Source organism: Pseudomonas sp. JQ36 (assembly GCF_053851495.1).
Genome location: NZ_CM132642.1, coordinates 3,838,979 through 3,856,472, shown reverse-complemented (window position 1 = coordinate 3,856,472; position 17,494 = coordinate 3,838,979). Strand labels below are relative to the sequence as shown.

The 17,494-nt window shown below is 60.4% G+C and carries 14 protein-coding genes; 2 read left to right on the top strand and 12 right to left on the bottom strand.

Translation table 11 applies throughout. The annotated features are described in order from the left end of the window. Positions 1-2: 2 nt before the first annotated feature. Entirely contained in the window at positions 3-1,703 is a 1,701-nt protein-coding gene (pilB, locus tag ACS4NR_RS17310) for a type IV-A pilus assembly ATPase PilB (RefSeq protein ID WP_456017947.1), read from the bottom strand. A 228-nt stretch (positions 1,704-1,931) separates the two neighbouring features. Between pilB and ACS4NR_RS17305 the strand changes: the two genes are divergently transcribed. Continuing rightward, complete coding sequence (locus ACS4NR_RS17305; protein ID WP_027614108.1) at positions 1,932-2,372, top strand: pilin; 441 nt, start codon at positions 1,932-1,934, stop codon at positions 2,370-2,372. A 297-nt stretch (positions 2,373-2,669) separates the two neighbouring features. Next, a complete protein-coding gene (locus ACS4NR_RS17300) occupies positions 2,670-3,026 on the top strand; it encodes a BON domain-containing protein (RefSeq protein ID WP_047600285.1) in 357 nt (118 codons plus the stop codon). A 234-nt stretch (positions 3,027-3,260) separates the two neighbouring features. On the opposite strand, the gene ACS4NR_RS17295 is transcribed toward ACS4NR_RS17300, so the two are convergent. From ACS4NR_RS17295 to ACS4NR_RS17245, 11 genes are all read right to left on the bottom strand, one after another. Continuing rightward, the gene (locus tag ACS4NR_RS17295; protein ID WP_095140064.1) at positions 3,261-3,557 is read right to left on the bottom strand and encodes a DUF2845 domain-containing protein; all 297 of its coding nucleotides are present in this window, start codon (positions 3,555-3,557) and stop codon (positions 3,261-3,263) included. Beyond that, entirely contained in the window at positions 3,557-6,505 is a 2,949-nt protein-coding gene (locus tag ACS4NR_RS17290) for a DUF748 domain-containing protein (protein ID WP_456017946.1), read from the bottom strand. The genes ACS4NR_RS17295 and ACS4NR_RS17290 overlap by 1 nt, the downstream gene beginning before the upstream one ends. Positions 6,506-6,723: 218 nt before the next feature. Continuing rightward, the gene (locus ACS4NR_RS17285) at positions 6,724-7,740 is read right to left on the bottom strand and encodes a class I SAM-dependent rRNA methyltransferase (protein WP_253151558.1); all 1,017 of its coding nucleotides are present in this window, start codon (positions 7,738-7,740) and stop codon (positions 6,724-6,726) included. A gap of 150 nt (positions 7,741-7,890) precedes the next feature. Beyond that, a complete protein-coding gene (locus ACS4NR_RS17280; RefSeq protein WP_456017945.1) occupies positions 7,891-8,763 on the bottom strand; it encodes an oxygenase MpaB family protein in 873 nt (290 codons plus the stop codon). A 51-nt stretch (positions 8,764-8,814) separates the two neighbouring features. Beyond that, on the bottom strand, positions 8,815-10,752 hold the full coding sequence (gene acs, locus ACS4NR_RS17275) for an acetate--CoA ligase (protein WP_456017944.1): 1,938 nt from the start codon (positions 10,750-10,752) through the stop codon (positions 8,815-8,817). 265 nt (positions 10,753-11,017) lie between these two features. Further along, positions 11,018-12,682, bottom strand: a complete 1,665-nt coding sequence (gene pgi / locus ACS4NR_RS17270; protein ID WP_095140069.1) for a glucose-6-phosphate isomerase — start codon at positions 12,680-12,682, stop codon at positions 11,018-11,020. A 230-nt stretch (positions 12,683-12,912) separates the two neighbouring features. Then, positions 12,913-13,293: an aspartate 1-decarboxylase gene (gene panD / locus ACS4NR_RS17265; protein WP_003228271.1), complete on the bottom strand. Its 381-nt coding sequence runs from the start codon at positions 13,291-13,293 to the stop codon at positions 12,913-12,915. 210 nt (positions 13,294-13,503) lie between these two features. After that, entirely contained in the window at positions 13,504-14,364 is an 861-nt protein-coding gene (gene panC, locus ACS4NR_RS17260) for a pantoate--beta-alanine ligase (RefSeq protein ID WP_456017943.1), read from the bottom strand. Beyond that, entirely contained in the window at positions 14,361-15,161 is an 801-nt protein-coding gene (gene panB / locus ACS4NR_RS17255) for a 3-methyl-2-oxobutanoate hydroxymethyltransferase (protein ID WP_456017942.1), read from the bottom strand. The genes panC and panB overlap by 4 nt, the downstream gene beginning before the upstream one ends. A 397-nt stretch (positions 15,162-15,558) precedes the next feature. Next, entirely contained in the window at positions 15,559-16,044 is a 486-nt protein-coding gene (gene folK / locus ACS4NR_RS17250; RefSeq protein ID WP_456017941.1) for a 2-amino-4-hydroxy-6-hydroxymethyldihydropteridine diphosphokinase, read from the bottom strand. Between the two features lie 3 nt (positions 16,045-16,047). Continuing rightward, positions 16,048-17,448, bottom strand: a complete 1,401-nt coding sequence (locus ACS4NR_RS17245; protein ID WP_095140072.1) for a polynucleotide adenylyltransferase PcnB — start codon at positions 17,446-17,448, stop codon at positions 16,048-16,050. Between the last annotated feature and the right edge of the window lie 46 nt (positions 17,449-17,494).

Below are 17,494 nucleotides of genomic sequence, written 5' to 3'. Positions count from 1 at the left end.
GTTCAGTCCTTGGTGACCCGGTTGATTTCTTCCAGGCTGGTGATGCCTTGCATGGCCTTGCGCAGGCCGGAGGTGCGCAGGTCGTCGAAGCCGTCGCGACGCATCTGGCTGTCGATTTCCAGCGAATTGCCTTCGGCCATGATCAGCCGTTGCAGGTCCGGGGTGTTTTTCACCACTTCGTAAATCCCCACGCGTCCCTTGTAGCCGCCATTGCAGAGGTCGCAACCGACCGGCTCATAGATCGTGAAACTGCCGATCTGTTCCGGCGGGAAACCTTCCTTGATCAGCGTTTCGCTGGGGATCTCGATGGGTTTCTTACAGTGGCTGCACAGCTTGCGCGCCAAGCGCTGGGCGATGATCAGGCTCACCGAGGTGGCGATGTTGAACCCGGGAATGCCCATGTTGTGCAGGCGGGTCAGGGTTTCGGCGGCGCTGTTGGTGTGCAGCGTGGACAGCACCAGGTGGCCGGTCTGCGCGGCCTTGATCGCGATTTCGGCGGTTTCCAGGTCACGGATCTCGCCGACCATGATCACGTCCGGGTCCTGACGCAGAAACGAACGCAGCGCCTGAGCAAAATCCAGCCCCTGCTTGGGATTGACGTTGACCTGGTTGATGCCTTCCATGTTGATTTCCACCGGGTCTTCGGCGGTGGAAATGTTGATGTCAACGGTGTTGAGAATATTCAGGCCGGTGTACAGCGACACGGTTTTCCCCGAGCCGGTAGGCCCGGTTACCAGAATCATCCCTTGGGGCTGCTTGAGCGCGGCCATGTACAGTTCTTTCTGCGCCGGTTCGTAACCCAATGCATCGATGCCGATCTGCGCGCTGGAAGGGTCGAGAATCCGGATCACCACTTTTTCGCCCCACAGGGTCGGCAGGGTGTTGACCCGGAAGTCGATCGACTTGGTTTTCGACAGGCGCATCTTGATCCGCCCGTCCTGGGGTTTGCGTCGCTCGGAGATATCCAGGCTGGCCATGACTTTCAGGCGTGCGGCGATCCGCCCGGCCAACTGGATCGGCGGTTTGGCCACCTCACGCAGGATGCCGTCGGTGCGCACCCGCACGCGGAAGTTCTTTTCGTAGGGTTCGAAGTGCAGGTCGGAGGAGCCACTCTTGATCGCGTCGAGCAGCATCTTGTGCACAAAGCGCACGACCGGTGCGTCATCGGCGTCGAGTCCGCCGATGGCGTCCTGGCGGCTGTCGTCGACGGACTCGACATCCACCCCGTCGAGATCGACGTCGGCCATTTCTTCGAGGCCGCTGGCGTGAGTGTCGAAGAATTTCTCGATGGCCTCGGTGAGCTTGTCGTCCTCCACCAGAATGGCTTCGGTGCTCAGCCCGGTGCTGAACTGAATGTCATTGATCGCCTGATGATTGCTCGGGTCGGAAATGCCCACGAACAGCTTGTTGCCACGACGCCACAAGGGCAGGGCGTGGTGCTGGCGCACCAGTTTTTCACTGACCAGGCCTTTGGGCTGGGTTTCCTTGTCCAGGCAATTGAGGTCCATGAAGGCCATGCCGAAATGCTCGGAAGCAATCTCGGCGACCTGTGAGCTCTTCACCAGTTTGTTCTGTACCAGGTAACTGACCAGCGACAGCCGATTGCGCTGCGCCTGCTGCCAGGCCTGCTGGGCGCTTTTTTCCGTAAGCAGTTCGGCCTGTACCAATTGCTTGGCCAGTCCGCTCAGAGCGATGTCATTCATGGGGATTCCGGATGCAGACAGTTCATGACTTATAGCCTAGTCAAGTGACAGCGCCAAACACGCCCGGTACAGGTGACAAAAAGTGTCAGATAGTGCGGTTACGGGTTGTAGGAAAGCGCGACACGGCGCCTTTATGCCGAGCGCACGGGGTCTGCAAGCGGTTGGCACGGCCTATGCTGAGCCCTTTGCAGATCATGAGATTCCGACTCATGCATGGAGAGCCTGTCTATGAACAACCAAAAAGGTTTCACTCTGATCGAGCTGCTGATCGTGGTGGCGATCATCGGTATTCTGGCGACCATCGCCCTGCCGCAATACTCCAAGTATCAGGCGCGTTCGAAGGTGACGGCAGGTCTGGCCGAAATCAGCGCGCTGAAGGTGCCGTTCGAAGACACCATCAATCAAGGTACTGACCCTACGCTGACACTGGTGGCGGGGGGCGCTTCAGCCACCACTTCGAACTGCACATTGGCGGCGTCCGGAACTGCCTCGACCGGTGCCGGCTCGATCACTTGCACACTGGTGAACGCACCGGGTCCTGTCTTAGGCAAAACCATCACACTCAGTCGCTCGGGTGCCGCAACAGGCAACACCTCTGGTGTGTGGACCTGCGCCACAACAGTCAATGCTGACTATTCGCCAAAAGGCTGCACTGCCAGCGGTACTTGATACCATGGCCTGACTGGCACATGCCCCGTTTTGCGGGGCATTTTTATGTCTGCTGGGCACTGCCAAAAGCTTCAGGAATTTCAGCGTGTTAGGAACTTTCCGAAAAGCCGCAACTTGCATGTCGATAACGCACATGTCATGCAAAATGCATGATTCCGAAAATTTGCTTAATTCATAACTATTTGATTTATAACGATTTATTGTCTTTCAAAAAGTTGGCACAGCCTTCGCAATATACCCAGTAACCCTGCTGACAAGACAACCAGCAGACTTTCCAGAAAAACAGGAGTTACTCGTATGAAGAAGTTCGCTATCACTGCCGCTGCTGCTACCGCGCTGACCCTGACCATGGCTTCCGGTGCTTTTGCACAATCCACCCAGGCTACTCAGGCTCCAATGACTCTGGCTGCCGGTGAAGTCACCCAGGCTAAAGAAGCTACTTCTGACACTTGGATCACCACCAAAGTCAAAGCTGACCTGGTCACCGAAAAAGGCATTCCTGGTACCGACATCAAAGTAGAAACCAACAAAGGCGTTGTATCGCTTTCGTCGACTACTGCTGTAACTGAATCGCAGAAAGACGTAGCTGTTGCGATCGCCAAGAAAATCAAAGGCGTCAAAGCGGTCTCCGCTGACGGCCTGAAAGCCGAGTAAGGCATGACTTCTCGCCTGGACCGGGAGAAGACGCGACAGACGGGCCGAGCAATACGTCTGCCGCAACTTTAGAGTTCATGCGAACGGTCACACGGATGTGACCATTACGGGCCCCGGCACTTGTGTCGGGGCCTGTTCTATTTGGTAGAAGCAAAAGATCGCAGCCTTCGGCAGCTCCTACAGTGGTATGCATTTCCCTGTAGGAGCTGCCGAAGGCTGCGATCTTTTGATCTTTCAGTTACCGCGTTTGCTGTTGATCTGCCGCAGACGATTGCCTTCAAAGCGCAGGTATTGGTACATGCCGTTGCTCGGGCCGTAGGTCCATTCCTCGACCTGAAACTCTTCGCGGCGGTTGGCGCTGCGCTTATAGCCGAGGACGTCGCGGCTGACCGGTTCGCCACACTTCTGCAGCACTTCGCTGGCGCGGTCGCCGAGACTGACCAGTTGGCTGCCACAACGTAGCGTGTCAGAAGCCAGAGCCGGGCTGGCGCCGAGCACCAGCGTCAGCGCAAGCAGCCATTTGTGGTTCATCATTCGGCGTCCAGATGCATTTGCGTCACCACTCGGCCATCGCTTTCGGCCTCACCCAGATTGGCATCGATGAAGTACACCCGGTCATCCGCCAGTTGACCTTTGTCTACCAGATAGTCCTTGATGCTGCTGGCGCGTTCCTGACCCAGCTGTCGCAGCAGCACATCGCTGGAACTCCAGAACTTGATCACGCCATCACGCATTTTCGCCGTGCGTTCTTCCTTGCCCAGATCCTTCCATTCGGCCGGAGGCTGGGTTTTCAGACGGGTACGGTAGATGCCTTCAAGCAGCGGGCCTTTCTCGCTCTCCGGCACTTGCAGCAGGGACGCTTGCGCCGGCACTTTGTCGCCACGGCGCTGGAGCATCTTGTAGTAGTTGTACTGGTATTCGCGCTCCAGACGCTGCTCGGCAATCAACGGGCCGTCGCTGCTTTGCGCGGCGGTGCCTTCGATTTCCAGACGCAGGGCCGGACGTTCCTTGAGGGCCTGGGACAGTTTGTCCAGCGCTGATTCGGCATCCTTGCTCAGCTCGCTCGAACCCGCGGCAAAGGACACGGTACCGAGATCCTCGGAGCCACCGCCGCTGACCAGTCCGCCAATCAGCTTGAACGGCGCGGCAGCCGCTTTGACGATCAGGTTGCGCAGGGTCTGCCAGACAATCGGCATCACGCTGAACTGCGGGTTATTGAGGTCGCCGGTCACCGGCAGTTCGATGGAAATCTTGCCATCGACGTCCTTGAGCAGCGCAATCGCCAGTTTCAGCGGCAGGCTCACGGCATCCGGGCTGTCGACTTTCTCGCCGAGTTGCAGTTGCTCGACCACCACTTTGTTTTCAGCCTTCAACTGGCCCTTGGTGATCAGGTAGTGCAGGTCGAGGTTGAGCCGGCCCTTGCGGATGCGGTAACCGGCGAATTTGCCAGAATACGGGGTCAGGGTGGTCAGCTCGACGCGTTTGAAACTGGTGGCGATGTCGAGACTGGCCATCGGATCAAACGGATTGACCGCGCCTTTGATGGTCACTGGTGCATAGCGATCGACTTTGCCCTTGATGTCGACGCTCGCCGGTTTCGCCTGACGACTGTCGATGGTGCCGATCTGGCCGTTGAGCTGTTGAACTGCCGTAGCGAAATTCGGCGTCAGGCTGAAGTCGGCGAAGTTGGCCGAGCCGTCGTTGATCGCAATCGCGCCGATGTGAATGCCCAGCGGCTTGTCCTTGCTGGCCGGCTTCGCCGCGGCGTTTTTCGCACCATTGTCGGCAGGCTGCGGGATCAGCAGGTCGTCGATGTTGGTGGTGCGGTCATCGTTGATCATGAACCGCGCGTACGGCTGGAACAGGTTGACCTTGTCGATCGACAGGCTGTCACCGTGTTGATAGTTGATGCCTTCAACCACCACTTGCTGCCACTTGAGGAAGTCGCGGGTTTTCAGGGTGTCGAGGGTGTGCAGTTGATCGATCTGTGCACGCCCGGTCACGCCGAGTGCCAGTGGTTCGGTGCTCTTGAGGTTGACCTTGAGGTCGCTGCCGAGCATGCCGCTGCGCAGCTCCAGGCGAATGAACGGATTGATGTAGGACTGTGCGACGCGCAGGTCGATGTCCTGGGTTTTCACGTTGAGCTGGGCGGTGACCGGCGCGAGGTTGACCACCCCGTCGGCGTTGATCTTGCCTTGTTTGCCCAGACCGCTGTCGAGCCTGACCTTGAAGGGCGAGCCGTTGAGGCTGTCGAAATCCTGCAGATCAATGTTCAGCGGCGTCACATCCAGTGCCACCGGCGGGTTGGCCGAGCGGTCGGCGAGATGCACGGTGTAGTTGCGTAGCTGGACGTCTTTGAGCAGCACTTGCCAAGGCTTGCTCGGCGCGGTCGGCTCTTTCGGCGAGTCGGCGGCGGCCGGAGCGGTCTTGGGTTCGGCGGCGGCCTTGGCGGCAGGTTTCGATGGCTGGCTGGCGAACAGTTTCTGCCAGTCGAGCTGGCCGTCGGCTTCGAGCGCGGCCCAGGTTTCCAGCTTGTTGCTGCGGATCTTGCCAACCACCACTTGCTGTTTGGCCAGATCCAGCGAGGTTTCGCTGACGTCCAGTCGTTCAAGTTTCGCCAACGGGCGTCCGTCCGGCGCCTTGATCGCGAACGGCGCAATGCTCACCGCGACGTTGTTCAGCTGTAGTTCGGTTTCTTTCGACAGATTGAGTTTGTACTCGGTGCTGAGATTCAGCACGCCGTCTTCGAGTACCAGCGGCAGCGCGTCACGCACGTAAGGCCAGAAGGACTTCATCTTGCCGTCGGTGACTTTCAAGGTGCCTTCGGAGGTGAACGGGATCAGGCTGAAGTTGCCTTTCCAGTCGATCTGCCCACCGGCCGGGCCGGCGGCGACCAAGGTCATGTCGGCGTTATCGTCGGGGAGGGTGCTGAGGTTTTTCAGCTCGAAGTCGAGTTTGTCGTAGATGAACTCGATCGGTTCACTCGGCCGCGCGTCCTGGAAATGTACGTTGCCACCGGCCAGCTGGATGCGATCTATGCGCAGCGGGAACGGCTTGGCATTCGGGTCGGCCGGGGTCGGTTCGCTGACGGGAATCTTGAACAGGCCTAGCAGATTGAGCTGGCCGTCCTTGGCGAAGAGGATTTCGGTCTTGGGCTTGTCCAGTTCGATGTCGGCCAGGTGCAGCGCTTTGGTCCACAGGCTGTCGAGTTGCAGGTTGGCGTACAGCCGCTCGAAGCCGACCTGCTCCTTGCCCGGCTCACCGACGACCAGGCCCCACAGGGTGACTTCAAGGCTGAACGGATTGAGTTCGATGCGCTGGATATGCGCGGGCACCGTGGCGTAGTTGGCCAGTTGCTGGTTGGCGATGCGCAGGGCGATGCCCGGCAAAATCAGAAACCCCAGCAGGCTGTAGAGGGCCAGAGCAGTCAACAAGGCGCCAATCGCGCGAATCAATCCTTTGGGCATGTGCGGCTTCATCTCTGAATCGGAGTGCCTTGGAGTATGGCACGCGATTCTGGTTCCGAAGTACCTCGCTTGGGGCAGGATTGTTCAGATTGTTCTGTAGGACCAAGACACTGTGGGAGCGAGCTTGCTCGCGAAAGCGGTGGATCAGTCGAGAAATATGCTGACTGACACGCCGCCTTCGCGAGCAAGCTCGCTCCCACATTGGATGGTTGCCAGTCCCGCAGGGGGGGTTACAGCTGCAGGATCAGGGTTTTCAGCGGCGGTTGCTGGTCCATGGACGGGAAATCCGCGCCCGGAGTCATCACGCTCCATTCGCGCACCGGTCGCCCGGCCTTCTCGGCGCAACGCAGGACCTGTTCACGCCAGTCGTCCATGCTGACTTTTGCCAGGTTGTTGCAGCAGATCAGCACGCCGTTGTCGGCGGTGGTCAGCAGCGCCGGCTTGAGCAGGCTCTGATAGTCGCGCAGCAGGTCGACGGTGCCGAACGCGCTCTTGGCCCAGGCCGGCGGGTCGAGCAGCACCAGATCGTATTGGCGCTGTTCGAGGCGCTGATAGCTCGGCAGTTTCTGCCCGCGTCGCTGGCTGATCGGCAGGCCGGCGAGCTGACGGATCGCCGGGAAGTAATCGGACTGGATGAATTGCATCTCGGGCAATTGCGGGTTGAGCAAGCCGTTCTCACGGCCAACCGCCAGATTGCCTTCGGCGAAATCCAGATTGCACACCTCACGCGCACCACCGGCAGCGGCACTCAGGCCGACGCCGCAGGTGTAGGCAAACAGGTTGAGCACGCTTTTGCCCTTGGCGTGATCCTTGACCCAGCCACGGGTGTTGCGGAGGTCGAGAAACAGCAGCGGATCCTGCCCGGCATGCCGACCGCGCACGCGATAGTTCAGGCCCCATTCGTGACCGACCAGATCCGCCAGCGCGGCGTCGTCGGCGCGGTAGACGCTGTCTTCGCGATCGATCCGCGAGTTGCCGCGGGAGCGGTCGTTGTAGACCAGCAGGGTTTCGAAGCCCAGGGTCTGATTGACCATGGTGTGCAGTTGCAGCAGGTCGTCTCGCTCCAGGGTCTGGTGAAAACTCTGCACCAGCAATTGCGGGCCGTAGCGGTCGATGGTCAGGCCGCCGGCGCCTTCCTGGCTGCCGTGGAACAGCCGATAGCAGTCGGTGCCCTGGCTGTGCAGCTCAGCGAGCAGATCCTGGCGTTTATCGAGGGCGGCGCGCAGCGCCTGATTCAAGGAAGACATGCGTGCGCCTTGCTGGTGAGAATGGGGGCGCGGGAGTTTAGCAGCTTGGCGGGCAACCGAGTTAAGCCCTTCGCGAGCAAGCCCGCTCCCACAGGGAGTCCATGGCGTAGCACAGTTCTCCTGTGGGAGCGGGCTTGCTCGCGAAGCTCTTCAGGTCAGAATTCCCATTCGCCGCTTTGCCCGCTGCACCGAGCCATTGCGCATCGCCCAGCGCAGCATTGGCGCGCTGCGCTTGACGCTGGCGCGGATCAACTGGCGTTGCAGCGGGTTCTGCCGTATGCAGAACATGGCGCTGGCCCAGTCCGGCAACAGATCGATGCCGGCCTTCATCATCAAGTCGCCAAACGGCCGCGCCAGCACGCTCGGGGCCGGGGCATCAAGCAGCAGGCGCAGGACTTCGCGGCTGCGTTCATCACAGAGCAATTGCGGGCGCATGCGTTGCAGGTAGTCGGCCACGGCCTGCCGCGATTTCGGCACATCCCGCGCACCCAGGCGCTCGGCAACCACGGCAATTTCCGCGTAGTAGCGATCCTGATCCGCCAACGACAGCTGCGGGTTGCGGTAACGCAAATGCGCGGCGAGGAAGTTGCTGACTTCGGCCACATGCACCCAGGTCAGCAGTTCCGGATCGCTGGCCGCGTAGGGCCGGCCATCCGGTGCAGTGCCGACCACTTGCAGGTGAATGCTGCGCACTTTGTCGATCAGCCATTCGGCGTCGCGGCGCGAGCCGAAGGTGGTGCCGGAGACAAACTGGCTGGTGCGGCGCAGGCGTCCAAGCATGTCCTGACGAAAATTCGAATGATCCCAGACCCCGGCCAGCGCCAGCGGATGCAGGGCCTGCAGCAACAAAGCGCTGATGCCGCCGATCAGCATGCTGCTGAAATCGCCATGCACTTGCCAACTGACCGAGTCCGGCCCGAACAGCCCGGGATCGCCCTTGGGATTTTCCAGGTCGAGCTGACCGAGGGACAGACCGGTCAGGCTCATGAGTTGGTTTTCGATACTGCTGCGGATGAATTCCATGACAACTCATTGGTGGTGGACGGGCGCGGCCGGGTGACCGCGCCACGGACGTTACTGATTCAGGCGCTTGTCGATCAGGCCCTGCACCACGCTCGGATCGGCCAGGGTCGAAGTGTCGCCGAGGCTGTCGAGTTCGTTGCAGGCGATCTTGCGCAGGATGCGCCGCATGATCTTGCCTGAACGGGTTTTCGGCAAGGCCGGCGCCCACTGGATCAGGTCCGGCTTGGCGAAACTGCCGATTTCCTTGCTGACGTGGGCGAGCAGTTGTTTCTTCAGCTCATCGCTCGGCTCGACGCCGTTCATGGGAGTGACGAAGGCGTAGATGCCTTGGCCTTTGACGTCGTGCGGGTAACCCACCACGGCGGCCTCGGCAATGCTGTCGTGCAGCACCAGCGCGCTTTCCACTTCGGCGGTGCCGATGCGGTGGCCGGAGACGTTGATCACGTCGTCGATGCGCCCGGTGATCCAGTAATCGCCGTCCTCGTCGCGGCGTGCGCCGTCACCGGTGAAGTAGTAGCCGGGGTAGGGCTTGAAGTAGGTGTCGACCATGCGTTGCGGGTCGCCGTAGACGCTGCGGATCTGCGCCGGCCAGCTGGATTTGATCGCCAGCACGCCGCTGCCGGCGCCTTTGATCTCCTTGCCGTGCTCATCGAGCAGTACCGGTTGCACGCCGAACATCGGCTGCGTGGCGCAACCCGGTTTGATGCGTTGTGCACTGACCAATGGGCTGAGCATGATCCCGCCGGTTTCGGTCTGCCACCAGGTATCGACAATCGGGCAGCGCTGCTCGCCGACCACGTTGAAGTACCATTCCCACGCCTCCGGGTTGATCGGCTCACCGACGCTGCCGAGCAATCTGAGGCTTTGGCGCGACGTTTCCTGCAGTGGCCCGGCACCTTCGCGCATCAACGCGCGCAGAGCGGTCGGTGCGGTGTAGAAGATGTTCACTTTATGTTTGTCGATCACCTGCCAAAAGCGCGAGGTGCTCGGGTAACTCGGCACGCCTTCGAAGATCAGGGTGGTCGCGCCGTTGGCCAGCGGGCCGTAGACGATGTAACTGTGGCCGGTGACCCAGCCGACGTCGGCGGTGCACCAGAACACTTCGCCATCGCGGTAATCGAGCACGTATTTGAAGGTCATCGCCGCCTGCAGCAGGTAGCCACCGGTGGTGTGCAGCACGCCTTTGGGTTTGCCGGTGCTGCCGGAGGTGTAGAGGATGAACAGCGGATCTTCGGCGTCCATCGGCTCTGGCGGGCAATCGTCACTGACGTCACGCACGGCCTGGTGATACCAGAGGTCACGGCCTTCGACCCAATCGACTTTGCCTTGGCTGCGCTCGACCACAACGACGGTGCTCACGTCCGGGCAGTTTTGCAGGGCCTTGTCGACATTCTGTTTCAACGGCACGAACTTGCCGCCGCGCACGCCTTCATCGGCGGTGATCACGGTGCGGCAGTCGGCGTCGAGAATGCGGTCACGCAGTGAGTCCGGGGAGAAGCCGCCGAACACCACCGAGTGAATCGCGCCGATCCGCGCGCAGGCGAGCATGGCGTAGGCCGCCTCGGGGATCATCGGCATGTAGATGCATACCCGATCGCCTTTTTTCACCCCACGGCTTTTCAGCACATTGGCCAGGCGGCAGACGTGATGGTGGAGTTTTTTGTAGGTGATCTGCGCTGATTCGGCCGGGTCGTCGCCTTCCCAGAGGATCGCGGTCTGCTCGCCGCGCTGGGCGAGGTGGCGGTCGATGCAGTTGTAACTGACGTTCAGTTGGCCGCCGGCAAACCAGGCCGCTTCACCGGTTTTCAGGTCGTAGCGCTGAACGGTCTGCCACGGTGTGCTCCAGTCGAGGAAGCGCGTGGCCTGTTCGGCCCAGAAGGCGCTGGGGTGTTCAATCGATTCGCGGTACAGGCGCTTGTAGTCGTCCTGACTCAACTGCGCAGCCCGGCGGACGGCATCGGCTTTGGGGAACGTGCTGATATCGAACATGACGGTTCCTTATTCTTGTTGTGCGAAGAATAAAGATGCGCCGAGAGGGCCAAGGGTTCAAGCCGCATCAGGAATCTGATGGCTGGTATTGAATTCAGGTGTACCCAAAACAACTGTAGGAGTGAGCCTGCTCGCGATAGCGGGGTGTCAGTCAACATCAATGCTTAAAGACATACCGCTATCGCGAGCAGGCTCACTCCTACAAGGGAATTTGCTTGCCCACAGGATTCTGGTTGATCCAAATCCTGTGGGTGTTGCTTTCAAATCACCCGCGGTGACGACCGCGGAAGTAGTTGATCAGGCCTTGGGTAGAAGCATCGTCCGCGACGGTTTCATCGCTGCCGACCAGACGGTTGTAAACGCCTTTGCCCAGTTCCTTGCCCAGTTCCACGCCCCACTGGTCGAAGGCGTTGATGCCCCAGACCACGCTCTGCACGAACACTTTGTGCTCATACATGGCGACCAGCGCGCCGAGGCGACGCGGGCTGATGCGTTCGACCACAAGGGTGTTGCTCGGACGGTTGCCCGGGATCACCTTGTGCGGCGCGAGTTTGTGCACCTGCTCTTCGCTCATGCCTTTTTCGCGCAATTCGGCTTCGGCTTCCGGCAGGGTCTTGCCGAGCATCAGCGCCTGGCTCTGCGACAGGCAGTTGGCGTACAGCCACTGATGGTGGTCGGAGACCGGGTTGAAACTGACGATCGGCACGATGAAATCGGCCGGGATCAGTTGGGTGCCCTGGTGCAGCAACTGGTGATAAGCGTGCTGACCGTTGCAGCCGACGCCGCCCCAGATCACCGGGCCGGTATCGGTCGACACCGAAGTGCCGTCCTGACGCACGCTCTTGCCGTTGGATTCCATGTCCAGCTGTTGCAAGTGCTTAGTGATGTTGCGCAGGTAGTGGTCGTACGGCAGGATCGCGTGGCTTTGCGCGCCCCAGAAGTTGCCGTACCACACGCCGAGCAGAGCCAGCAGTACCGGCATGTTCTGTTCGAACGGTGCGCTCTGGAAATGCTGGTCCATGGTGTAGGCACCGGACAGCAGTTCCTTGAAGTTGGACATGCCGATGGCCAGGGCAATCGGCAGACCGATGGCCGACCACAGCGAGTAACGCCCGCCGACCCAGTCCCACATCGGGAAGATGTTTTCTTCACGGATGCCGAACGCGACTGCCGCAGCGTTGTTGCTCGATACCGCGATGAAGTGGCGATACAGCTCGGCTTCGGAACCGCCCTGAGCCAGATACCAGGCGCGGGCGGCCTGCGCGTTCTTCAGGGTTTCGAGGGTGTTGAAGGATTTCGATGAAACGATGAACAGTGTGGTTTCGGCGCGCAGCTTTTGCGTCAGTTCGTGGAACTCACTGCCGTCGATGTTCGCCAGGTAGTGGCAACGCACGCCTTTCTGCGCGTAGGACAACAGCGCTTCGGAGACCAGCTCCGGGCCGAGGAACGAGCCACCGATGCCGATGTTGACCACGTCAGTGATCGGCTTCTCGGTGTAACCACGCCACAGACCGTCGTGGATGCGGCCGACCAGATCAGTGATCTGGTTCAGCACCTTGTGCACTTCCGGCATCACGTTGACGCCGTTGACCGACAGCTTGTCGCCCACTGGGCGGCGCAGGGCGGTATGCAGCGCCGGGCGGCCTTCGGAGGCGTTGACGATTTCGCCGTCGAACAGTGCTTTGATCGCGCCTTTCAGATCGACTTCATTGGCCAGGCCCACCAGCAGGTTGCGGGTCTCGGCGTTGATCAGGTTCTTCGAATAATCGAGAAACAGTCCGCAGCTGCTGAGGGTGAACTGATTGAAGCGCTGCGGATCGGCGTTGAAGGCTTCGCGCATGCTGAAATCCTGCATGGCTTGGCGGTGATCTTTCAACGCTTGCCAGGCAGGCAGAGCGGTAACGTCATGAGGAGTGCGGTAGTACGCCATCGCTGCGGTTTTCCTTTTTACTTGAACGGCCTTTTGAACACAGAACAGACCGATACGCCATGTTTGGGCGAGGGTCAAATACATCGACACGATTTTTCAACGCAGGGCGAATACAGTAAACCTCGCGCTGCGATCTGTCTTGACTTCTTCTGACCTGTTCCCTGTACTTTTTTAACATCAATACCGGGAACGGGCCGACCAACGGAAGGGGAGTGACGTGTCGAAGCGGCTCAGGCCACCTGAACCGGAATGGCGTTGCTGGTGTGGCTGAGCTCATTGCCTGGCGCCATGTAGAGCATGCGCGGCTTGAAATTGAGCAGTTCCGCTTCGCTGTAATGGGCATAGGCGCAAATGATCACGCGGTCGCCGACCTTGGCTTTATGCGCGGCTGCGCCGTTGACCGAAATCATCCGCGAACCTTCTTCGCCACGAATCGCGTAGGTGGTGAAGCGCTCGCCGTTGTCGACGTTATAGATCTGGATCTGCTCGTACTCACGGATGCCGGACAAGTCCAGCCATTCGCCATCAATGGCGCAGGAACCTTCGTAATCGAGTACCGCATGGGTGACTTCGGCGCGGTGCAGTTTGGCCTTGAGCATGATGGCGTGCATGAGGGATTTCCCGGGTTGGAAGCAAACGGCGGGCAGTGTGCCCGAAGGCTTTGGGGGCGGCAATATGGCTTGAAATGCAAATTTCAGAACACTGAAAAACACTGTAGGAGTGAGCCTGCTCGCGATAGCGGACTGTCATTCAACAATGGTGTCGAATGTCAGGCCCTCATCGCGAGCAGGCTCACTCCTACAGGGGTATTGCGCTGTTTTTTAAGCCGGGGTATCGAGGTTCAGGTGCAGGTTGTCGATCAACCGTGTGGTGCCGAGGAACGCGGCCACCAGAATCACCAGATCGCGGTCTTCTGCCGTCGCCGGACGCAAGGTCAGGGCATGGCGGATTTCCAGGTAATCCGGACGCAGGCCGGCGGCTTCCAGCTGTTGCACGTGGGCGGCGATCAGCGCCGGGTAGTCGCGCTCACCGTGCTTGATCGACTCGGCAATCGTGCTCAGGGTGCGATAGACCACCGGGGCCACGGCACGTTGATCTTCGCTGAGGAAGCCATTACGCGACGACAGCGCCAGGCCGTCAGCCGCGCGCACGGTCGGTTCGCCGATGATCTGGATTGGCATGTTCAGGTCATGCACCAGCGCGCGGATCACCGCCAGTTGCTGGAAGTCCTTCTGACCGAAGATCGCCAGATCCGGCTGGACCATGTTGAACAGCTTGCTGACCACCGTTGCCACACCTTCGAAATGCCCCGGACGGCTGGCGCCGCACAGGCCTTCAGACAGTTGCGGAACGCTGACCCGGGTCTGCCCGGCCATGCCGTCGGGGTACATCTCTTCGACGGTCGGGGCGAACAGCAGATGACAGCCGGCTTGCAGCAGTTTTTCCTGATCCGCCGCCAGGGTGCGCGGGTACTTGTCGAGGTCTTCGCCGGCGCCGAACTGCAGCGGGTTGACGAAAATGCTCGCGACCACGAAATCCACGCGCTGAGTGGCTTTGGTGATCAGCGCGATATGGCCGCTGTGCAGGTTGCCCATGGTCGGCACGAAGCCGATGCGCTTGCCTTCACTGCGGGCGCGGGCCACGGCGGCGCGCAGTTCGCGTACGGTTTTAACAGTGTTCATGCAGAGAATCCGTGTTCGATCCCAGGGAAAGTAACGCCTTTGACTTCGTTGACGTAGGCCTTCAGGGCGGACTGGATGCTGTCCTGACCCCGCATGAAGTTCTTGACGAATTTCGGTACGCGGCCGGTGATCGACAGGCCGAGCATGTCGTGCAGCACCAGTACCTGGCCGTCGGTATCGCTACCGGCGCCGATGCCGATGACCGGAATCTTCACCGCCTGGCTGATTTCCGCCGCCAGCTCGCTCGGCACGCATTCAAGCAGCAGCATCGAAGCACCGGCCTGTTCCAGCGAGATCGCGTCGGCACGCATCTGCCGCGCCTGGTTCTCGTTGCGGCCCTGCACTTTATAGCCACCAAGAATGTTCACCGCTTGTGGGGTCAGGCCCATGTGCGCGCAGACCGGCACACCGCGCTCGGCCAGCAGGCGGATCGACTCCGCCAGCCACAGCGCACCCTCGACCTTGACCATGTGCGCACCGGCCTGCATCAGCATGGCGCTGTTGGTCATGGTTTGTTCGAGGGTGGCGTTGGCCATGAACGGCAGGTCAGCCAGGATCAGGGCGTCGGTGTTGCCGCGTTTGACGCAGGCGGTGTGGTAGGCCATTTCTGCGGTGGTCACCGGCAAGGTGCTGTCGTGCCCTTGCAGAACCATGCCGAGGGAGTCGCCCACCAGCAGCACTTCGACACCGGCCTCGTTGCAGGCGTGGGCGAAGGTCGCGTCATAGCAGGTCAGCATGGTGATCTTTTCACCTTTCTGCTTGAGGCTCTGGAGCGTGGTCAGGGTGATGGCTGGCATGTAAAAAATCCTCGTTCAGGCGCTCTGGAAACTACTGCGAGTAACGCGCGTGATTCTTCGTCTACTCAGGCGCACGTTCTTTTGTCGTGCTTATAAGGCCTGGATTGCGCCCGTATGTGCCGGGTTGGCGGCAGCGGGACGCCTATAGTCGTGAGGAGCCAAGCGGAAGTCAATTGCGTGTGTTACCGCATTGTTACGAGGGGAGTGTTACCGGCGTTACTGATGCGTTTCAGCGGCGCGGCAGGCCTGATTTACGGGTTTTTTGTCCGACAAAAAATCAGAATTGGAATACTCAATGTGGGAGCGGGCTTGCCCGCGAAAGCGTTGGGTCAGTTGACTGATTGAGTGACTGACACGACGCTTTCGCGAGCAAGCCCGCTCCCACAGGGGGATGTTTTCAAGCTTGAGAGAGGCGTTCGAGGCCGACGAAAGGGCAGGCGGCGAGCAGATCGGCGAGGGCGCGGCCATCGGCCAGGCGCAGATCCTCGGGAGCCAGTTCGGCCAGGGGATAGAGCACGAACGCCCGTTCCTGAATCTGATAATGCGGGACTTTCAGGCGTGGCTCGTCGATCAGGCGATCGCCGAACAGCAGGATATCCAGATCCAGCGTACGCGGCCCCCAACGTTCCAGACGCTCGCGACCCTGATCGTTTTCGATCGCTTGCAGCGCATCGAGCAGATCGAGCGGCGCGAGGTCACTGTCGAGGGCGGCGACCGCGTTGGTGTAACGCGGTTGCCCTGGCAGCAGTGAATCGCTCTGATAGAACGCCGAGACGCCGGCGAGGTTGGTTTGCGGTAATTGCCCCAGCGCGTTGAGCGCGCTGCGCAATTGTTCGGCCGGGTCAGCGAGGTTGCTGCCCAGGCCGATATAGATGCGTTCCATGCCTTATTCGCCCGATGCGCTCGGAGCCCCGGCGCGCTTGCGCTTGGAACCGCTGCTGCGGCGACGTTTGCGCGGCGCGCCGCTGGCGTCATCACCCTTGCTGCTGAGTTCGCGAATCATCTCGCGACGCTCGCTGTCGTTGGCGTCCTGATAATCCGTCCACCATTCGCCCAGACCGTCGGTCTGCTCGCCAGCGCTTTCACGCAGCAGCAGGAAGTCGTAACCGGCGCGGAAGCGTGGATTGTCCAGCAGCAGGTCGGCGCGTTTGCCGCTGCGGCGTGGCAAGCGTTCCTGCATGTCCCAGATCTCGCGGATCGGCATGGTGAAGCGCTTTGGAATGGCGATGCGCTGGCACTGTTCGGCGATCAGCTCGTGCGCACCTTCCTGCATCGCCGGAATCGGCGGCATGCCACGTTCCTGCAGACGCAACACACGGGCCGGAAGGGCAGGCCACAGCAGGGCGGCAAACAGGAACGCCGGGGTCACCGGTTTGTTTTGCTTGATGCGCAGGTCGGTATTGGTCAACGCTTCGCTGATCAACGTGTGGGTGTATTCCGGGTTGTGCTCCAGTGCGTCGGCACTGGCCGGGAACAGCGGGGCGAACAGTTGCAGATCGACCAGCATCTCGAAGGTGATTGCGCCGTGGCCGGAGAGGAACAGCTTGAGCACTTCCTCGAACAGGCGGGCCGACGGGATCTCGCGCAGCATCGGCGCCAGTTCGCGGATCGGCTGCACGGTGTGTTTTTCGATGCCGAAATTGAGCTTGGCGGCGAAACGCACGGCTCGCAGCATGCGTACCGGGTCTTCCTGGTAACGCTGCTTCGGATCGCCGATCAGCCGGATCAGGTGATTGCGGATGTCGTGTACGCCGTTGGCGTAATCGAGAATGCGCTCGCTGACCGGATCGTAATACAGGGCGTTGATGGTGAAGTCGCGACGTTGCGCGTCTTCTTCCAGGGTGCCGTAAACGTTGTCGCGCAGAATCCGCCCGCTCTCGTTACGCGAAGACTGGTTGCTGTCTTCGTCGTCTTCATTGACCGGGTGATTGGCGCGGAAGGTTGCGACTTCGATGATTTCGCGACCGAAATGGATATGCACCAGTTTGAAGCGGCGACCGATGATCCGCGCATTGCGAAATTCGGCACGGACTTGCTCGGGGGTGGCGCTGGTGGCGACGTCGAAATCCTTGGGCGTGATGCCCAGGAGCATGTCACGCACGCAGCCGCCGACCAGATAGGCCTGGTAGCCGGCGCCCTGCAGGCGTTCGACGATATTGACCGCGTAGCGGCTGAATTGCCCCTTTTGCAGCGAATGTTGGCCGCTGTTGAGCACTTCAGGGGTGCTGCGGATGTGTTGCGTACGACGCACGGGAGTTCGGAATGACTGGAACAGCTTCTTCAGCATGGGATGCACTGTTTGAAGGAATGTTCGGCCATACCAAAGAATGACC

Excerpts from the sequence above, each read along its gene's own strand:
- ACS4NR_RS17305 (WP_027614108.1), top strand. The coding sequence starts at position 1,932 with ATGAACAACCAAAAAGGTTTCACTCTGATCGAGCTGCTGATCGTGGTG.
- pilB (WP_456017947.1), bottom strand. The coding sequence starts at position 1,703 with ATGAATGACATCGCTCTGAGCGGACTGGCCAAGCAATTGGTACAGGCC.
- ACS4NR_RS17290 (WP_456017946.1), bottom strand. The coding sequence starts at position 6,505 with ATGAAGCCGCACATGCCCAAAGGATTGATTCGCGCGATTGGCGCCTTG.
- acs (WP_456017944.1), bottom strand. The coding sequence starts at position 10,752 with ATGTTCGATATCAGCACGTTCCCCAAAGCCGATGCCGTCCGCCGGGCT.
- ACS4NR_RS17245 (WP_095140072.1), bottom strand. The coding sequence starts at position 17,448 with ATGCTGAAGAAGCTGTTCCAGTCATTCCGAACTCCCGTGCGTCGTACG.
- pgi (WP_095140069.1), bottom strand. The coding sequence starts at position 12,682 with ATGGCGTACTACCGCACTCCTCATGACGTTACCGCTCTGCCTGCCTGG.
- ACS4NR_RS17300 (WP_047600285.1), top strand. The coding sequence starts at position 2,670 with ATGAAGAAGTTCGCTATCACTGCCGCTGCTGCTACCGCGCTGACCCTG.
- panB (WP_456017942.1), bottom strand. The coding sequence starts at position 15,161 with ATGCCAGCCATCACCCTGACCACGCTCCAGAGCCTCAAGCAGAAAGGT.
- ACS4NR_RS17280 (WP_456017945.1), bottom strand. The coding sequence starts at position 8,763 with ATGGAATTCATCCGCAGCAGTATCGAAAACCAACTCATGAGCCTGACC.
- ACS4NR_RS17295 (WP_095140064.1), bottom strand. The coding sequence starts at position 3,557 with ATGAACCACAAATGGCTGCTTGCGCTGACGCTGGTGCTCGGCGCCAGC.
- ACS4NR_RS17285 (WP_253151558.1), bottom strand. The coding sequence starts at position 7,740 with ATGTCTTCCTTGAATCAGGCGCTGCGCGCCGCCCTCGATAAACGCCAG.
- panC (WP_456017943.1), bottom strand. The coding sequence starts at position 14,364 with ATGAACACTGTTAAAACCGTACGCGAACTGCGCGCCGCCGTGGCCCGC.
- panD (WP_003228271.1), bottom strand. The coding sequence starts at position 13,293 with ATGCACGCCATCATGCTCAAGGCCAAACTGCACCGCGCCGAAGTCACC.
- folK (WP_456017941.1), bottom strand. The coding sequence starts at position 16,044 with ATGGAACGCATCTATATCGGCCTGGGCAGCAACCTCGCTGACCCGGCC.